Here is a 6,000-nt window from a genome sequence, read left to right as displayed (position 1 = left end):
CAGTGGCAGGACTACAAACAAGCCTCTACACTACTTGCTCTATATGCGTAACATCAGTTAATAAAATTCCAGGTCAATGCCACAGTAATAGCATTATGGTCACGGTACTTCCCTGTATTGTCACTATAGAATTCTATGTATTCATCGGACAAGCTAGAGGCAGACACTCCTCTTTTATAATAGTATGCTATGTTATTCTGTAGATAACGCAATTCATCTATCTTCCAGGGATTACCAGTTAGTATCTGTTCAGGAGTTTTAGGGTCCACATTTTTTTGGCAGGCGAGCAGCGTTGAAATAAATAAAATGAATGTTATCCCAAGTGATACTTTACAAAATCTCATACGTGCTTATAAGTTCTTTCTTTTTAGCTCACTAACGGCAAAATCAGCAGCTCGGGCCGTAAGGGCCATAAACGTGAGCGAAGGGTTCTGACAGGCAACCGACGCAAAAGAAGCACCATCTGTAAGGAATACGTTTCTGGCTGCCCAGAGTTGGTTATTGGCGTTGAGCATCGAGGTTTTCGGATCGCGCCCCATGCGCGCGCCACCCGTTTCGTGAACGGCCCCGCCCGGTATCGAGTGATTGTTATACGTACTGATGTTCTTCAAACCGGCGGCTTCAAGCATTTCGGCGGCATCGTTCATCATATCCTGCTGCATGAGATGCTCGTTTTCGCGAAACCGTACGTCGAAATTCAACGTCGGTAATCCCCATTTGTCGAGTCGATCCCGGTTGAGGGTAACCTGGTTATCTTCGTAGGGCAAACACTCCGCGAACCCCATAATGCCCATGTTCCATGGACCGGGCTGAGTGGCTTGTTCCTTTAAATCGGCACCAAAGTTGGACGCGCCCCCGGCCGCTTCAGCAATAAGCCGTTGCCAGCCCGACCGGGATGCACCACCCTGATAACCAAAGCCACGCAGATACTCCCGCTTATCGGTGCCGATATTTCGATAACGGGGAATGTAAATGCCATTAGCCCGGCGACCATAGTAATACTTGTCGTCGAATCCCAGCCCATCGGCCTGTGCATTAGCTCCCGCCTGAAAATGGTGATCCATGATGTATTTGCCCAATGTACCGCTATCGTTGCCAAATCCGTTTGGGAAACGACTGGACACGGAATTGAGCAAAATAAAATTCGTGGCCATCGCCGACGCATTCAGGAAGATAATCCGGGCGTAATACTCCGTCGTTTGATGCGTCCTGGCATCAATCACCCGAACGCCCAGGGCTCGTTGGCTCTTCTCATCGTACAAAACCTCCGAGACAATACTATCGGGCCGGACGGTGAGTCGGTTGGTTTGGCGGGCGGCTGGCAACGTAGCGGATAACGTACTGAAATAGCCGCCGTACGGACAGCCCTGGGCGCATTTATTTCGGTATTGACACGGGGCTCTCCCCACGGATGTATGCACCGGGTTAGCCTTCGACAGATTTGCCGTTCGGCCTATGGTGAGTACGCGGTTCATCTTGGATTTCAATCGCTCGCGAACATGTTGCTCCACACAATTCAACTCCATAGGCGGTAAAAATTCACCGTCGGGTAACTGCGAAAGCCCTTCTTTATTGCCCGAAATTCCCGCAAAACGCTCCACGTAACTGTACCAGGGAGCCAGGTCTTTATAGCGTATCGGCCAGTCTGTGCCGAAGCCATCACGGGCGTTGGATTCAAAATCCATCTCGCTGAACCGGTAGCTCTGCCGCCCCCACATAATTGATTTACCGCCCAGAATGTCAGGGCGATACCAGGCAAACGGGTGAATTTCCTTGTAAGGCGCGTTCCGATCGTCGAATGAAAAATCGCCGTTTTGTTCGTTGTATGGGCGGATACGAAAATCAGGTTCCTGTTTGTCCGTAGGCAAAAGGTTACGTCCCCGATGAGCAAACTCCCAGGGATCTTTCAAAGCGGTCGTGTAACCCGTTACGTGCTGAAGGTCACGGCCCCGTTCGAGCATCAGCACGCGGAGACCTTTTTGGGTGAGTTCTTTAGCCGCCCAGCCACCACTAACGCCCGACCCCACGACAATGGCATCGAATGTATTAGTCGCCTGTGCTTTTACATTTAAGTTCATAAGGGTAAGGGGTAGGGATTGCCGGTTTCAATCCGTCGAATGAGTAGTCAGTGAAGGCCGGCTCTTCAAGCCGACTCCACAAAAAAGGCTTAATAAAGTCGATTATACCTATCTGGAAAAGCAAGGAAAATTTGAACGTAGCACACGGGCGGAATCAGACGATTGGCCTACTCTCCAGAGCAGATTCCTGTACTCAACGGCCTTGCAAAAAACTATGCCATCTCTGATGACTGGTTTAGCTCCATGCCAAGTGGTACTACAGTGAACAGAGCTTTGGTCATGTCATCTTTGGGTTTCTTTTTTCACATGGTCGGTCGTATCTACGTCCCCCGTCATCGTTACGGACGGCTACGATTGCGGTCCCCTCGCTTTGGCAGATAGATACCCCCATAGACTAAAATCTCTAGTAGTGGTAGCAAGGAGTCGGAGTAGCGACAAACTAAGAAGGTTTGTTGGTCCACTGTTTAAAGATGAAAAAATAGGTACGTAAGACGAAAAACGGGATGAGCTATTTACGCTACTTCTTGGCCGAGAAAAAGAATCTCTTCACCACAATCACAAGTTTCTCAATGATAAACCCTATTACAAGTCCGGCAGCTCCACAAGCCAGGGCCTTGGCAAACCAGGCTACTACCGGCATTGGAGACAAGCCCTGTTCTAAATCGTGCAGTACATGAGCGGTAAACGGTATGCCATGTGCAATGATTTCGGCCCCTACCCAAAGCATGGCTGCCGTACCGACATAACCCAGCCAACTCAAGAAATGAGGCATAAATTTTACAATACCTCGACCTATTTTTTGAGTAGCAGGAGGATATTTATTACCAGCCAAGTGTAGCCCCATATCATCGGCTTTAACGAGCAAGCCAACAAACCCATAGACGGCCACCGTAATAAAAACAGCCACCGCCAGCATTACTATAATCTGGTTTAGGATCGCCTGGTCGGTTACTTGGCTATAAGCAATGGCCATAATTTCGGCCGACAATATAATATCCGTGCGAACTGCACTACCAACTCGTTCCTTCTCTAATTCCTCAGGGGTAATCTTTTCTACCAGTTCTCGTTCAGTGTCCTTTTCGTGGTGGCTAAATAGAGAATGAACCTTTTCGTAGCCTTCATAACATAAATAAGCACCACCTACCATTAAAATAGGCGTAATAGCCCAAGGAGCAAAGTAGCCAAGCAACAAGGCTGCCGGACTTAATATCAGGAGTTTATTGATCAGCGATTTTTTGGCAATCTGGTAAATAATAGCCAGCTCCCGGGATGGATCGAGCCCTACCACATACTTGGGCGTAACGGCCGTATCATCAATGACAATGCCCGACACTTTTCCGGTCGTTTTAGCTACTTGAGCAGGCACATCATCTAAACTGGCGGCACTTGCTTTTACCAAGGCCGAGATATCATCTAATAAAGCAAAGAGTCCTGAAGGCATCGTCAAAAAGTTGTCTACTGCTAACAACTACGGGAGAGGGTACATTTATAAAAACCTACATTTTTCAGGGTCTCGCCCCTTAGATGGTGCCGTTAGAGCAAGATCGGTTTGCCCTCCGATTGCTGGAGCGGTGCGATTATTTACATGAAAATTGCTGTGTCTACCCTTTATAGCAGTCTTTGAGATAGTTTAACTGACTTACTGGGTGAAAGTTGTGAACAAGCAGATAATTCAGGTCTGTTTCCTTGCAATTGTAAACTAGCCGCCTTAAGTAGAACCTTTTCGTGAATGATTACTGACTTACAAAATAAAGGACAGAGGCACCTGAATAACTGCAATAATAGTTTACTTGTCAACTCATTTAAGTGAACAATTTGTCAAGCTATTTCTGTGTAATACAGGTGCTCGTTACCGGCTCAGGCGTTTGGGATGATGGCACTCTGTCCAGTAGGCAATAATGGACCCTAACTGAGCTTTCCAGTCAGCGTAGGAGGACTTCTTTTCAAATAATCCCTGAATGGTTAATTCATAGGCTTCTTCCACCAGTTGTTCTTCGACGGGATGGGTCATAAACACGAACGGAATACATTTTTTGCGCAGCCCCGGGTCCTGATCGATTTGTTGCCGAAGTTCCAGGCCGCTCATCCCCGGCATACTAATTTCGGAAATAATCAAAAAGGGAATCTCCGGTGTCGTCTTCAGGTAGTCCAGGGCAGTTTGGCCATTGGAAAAAACGATGACAGGATGCGGAAGGGCCAATTCCGATAAGGCCTGTTTAAACATATCATGATCATCGTCATCGGCGTCAATAAAGATGATGGGGTGCTCGTTCATGGTTACCTAAGATACGTAGTAAGGGTAAAATGAAAGCTCGGTTCCATACCGAGCTTTCCAAGTTTTTCAGTTTTTTTCTAACGTTGAGTGAAACGATATCGATCTATGGTAGAGCTGCTCAATGGCAGCGAACAACTGAAGATAAAAACCCGTCCAACTTGTAGATATCTCAAATCATGCCAACTAAATGACAGAAATTCAACCACTTGATAATCATTGACTTAACCAACAACATATGCACCCGTATTGATAAAAAGTGGTGATTTTCTTACCCAAATTTGTAGTTATAAACTCCCAACTTAGGCTTAGCTTATGACCCAGTTGTCCCATTGCCTCCCTTACCATGCTGGTCACCTTAACCTGAAATCAGTGGTTTGCTCACAGTGTGGACACATAGGTAGCCGTCTATCAATCAATTTGATCAAGCCACAACTACTACCGGCGTATTGTTCCTCCTGACTTAGCCAAATTAATTTGGGGAGTAGCGTTTACATAAAATGGCCCTGCCTGGGGTAATCCAGTTGGCCAAAAAGACACTACGTCCCTGATCGGGTTGACCGTTAAGGAGGCAATCAGGTAGTGACTCCGTCTTGATAGCTTTAAGCTAGAGCAGAGCTTTTCTTGTCAGTTTGCGTACACAAAATCGACCACCGTTGTCCCTGATCGTTTACGAATGGGATACCCATCAGCCCGGTAATCGTAACTGTATTCAATCTCACTTAGTAGTTTACCGGCTTGATCTCGCTTCGTTTCCTTGATCACATTATTGGGAGAGGTAAAAGCAGGCAGGCCACCAAGCAAATAAAATGGTCCTGCTACATTTGAGTGGACATTAGGACATTAAGTTAAGCATGATCTAACTTAGTGAACCCTGAAAACCAGGAGACAATACGACCGCACGGGCGACCCCGGAAGAGTTTAAAAAAATGGCAGTGGAGCCGTCGGATGTTAAAAAGGCTGGTGACAGGAAGAATTGCTCTTCGAACTACGGGCTTCACTGGATTTTTACCGACTCTACGAAGCTAGAGTTAAAGAGTGTGATCAAGTCATCGAAACGTTTTTAGTTAAGTATGCCCCTCAAGTCGAGGTCTCCATGGAGGAGAATAAGCAACTAAAACTAATCGAAAAAGAGCGGGTAAGCATATGCCTGGCTTTAATCTATCCTACCTGGCCTACCAATATTTTCGAACTGAGTTGTTTGCTGTATCGGGCATTAGTCACAATGCTGTTTATGTTTGTTGACCAACCTAGGTCATGATATACACATATTTCCGACTGCAAAAAGTTTTGCCTGCAGGCAAAGTCTTGTCCCTAAAAATAAAGTTAGCGGAGGTAAGATAATTAGTAATCGAACGCCTTCGGGGAAGAATTACATTGCTATAGCACTACGTCATGCGGCCAATTCAATCGGCCATCAGAAAGATCACGAGTTGACGCCTTTTTTAAGCGCATAGCTTTTAAAAAGGTCGACTGTCCGCCATTATAGCTACTGCTAAAAAGTTAGCGCTTATCATTTGGACTATGATTGTCAAAACTCAACCCTATTAAAAGAACTAAGTAGAATTAAGCAATGAAAAGCAGAAAGTTATTAACTTAAAGTACCTCTACAAGAAATTACATGCTCTTCAACTAACCAAAGAGGAACTA

General features: G+C 46.1%; 6 protein-coding genes. 2 read left to right on the top strand and 4 right to left on the bottom strand.

What is annotated here, in order from left to right; genetic code table 11:
* Positions 1-350 precede the first annotated feature (350 nt).
* Complete coding sequence (locus tag ACYVGO_RS32080; RefSeq protein WP_460972810.1) at positions 351-2,078, bottom strand: GMC oxidoreductase; 1,728 nt, start codon at positions 2,076-2,078, stop codon at positions 351-353.
* 162 nt (positions 2,079-2,240) lie between these two features.
* Between ACYVGO_RS32080 and ACYVGO_RS32075 the strand changes: the two genes are divergently transcribed.
* Complete coding sequence (locus ACYVGO_RS32075; RefSeq protein WP_460972809.1) at positions 2,241-2,459, top strand: alkaline phosphatase family protein; 219 nt, start codon at positions 2,241-2,243, stop codon at positions 2,457-2,459.
* 136 nt (positions 2,460-2,595) lie between these two features.
* Here ACYVGO_RS32075 and ACYVGO_RS32070 read toward each other — a convergent pair whose 3' ends face one another.
* From ACYVGO_RS32070 to ACYVGO_RS32060, 3 genes are all read right to left on the bottom strand, one after another.
* Entirely contained in the window at positions 2,596-3,519 is a 924-nt protein-coding gene (locus ACYVGO_RS32070; protein ID WP_460972807.1) for a DUF808 domain-containing protein, read from the bottom strand.
* Between the two features lie 408 nt (positions 3,520-3,927).
* Positions 3,928-4,353: a response regulator gene (locus ACYVGO_RS32065; protein ID WP_460972806.1), complete on the bottom strand. Its 426-nt coding sequence runs from the start codon at positions 4,351-4,353 to the stop codon at positions 3,928-3,930.
* Positions 4,354-4,977: 624 nt separating this feature from the next.
* Positions 4,978-5,115: a hypothetical protein gene (locus tag ACYVGO_RS32060; protein ID WP_460972805.1), complete on the bottom strand. Its 138-nt coding sequence runs from the start codon at positions 5,113-5,115 to the stop codon at positions 4,978-4,980.
* Positions 5,116-5,588: 473 nt separating this feature from the next.
* Between ACYVGO_RS32060 and ACYVGO_RS32055 the strand changes: the two genes are divergently transcribed.
* Complete coding sequence (locus ACYVGO_RS32055; RefSeq protein WP_460972804.1) at positions 5,589-5,807, top strand: transposase; 219 nt, start codon at positions 5,589-5,591, stop codon at positions 5,805-5,807.
* Positions 5,808-6,000 lie beyond the last annotated feature (193 nt).

It is taken from the genome of Spirosoma migulaei, assembly GCF_054776855.1.
The sequence above is the reverse complement of the archived record's forward strand: the minus strand, read 5'-3'. Positions and strand labels throughout refer to the sequence as shown.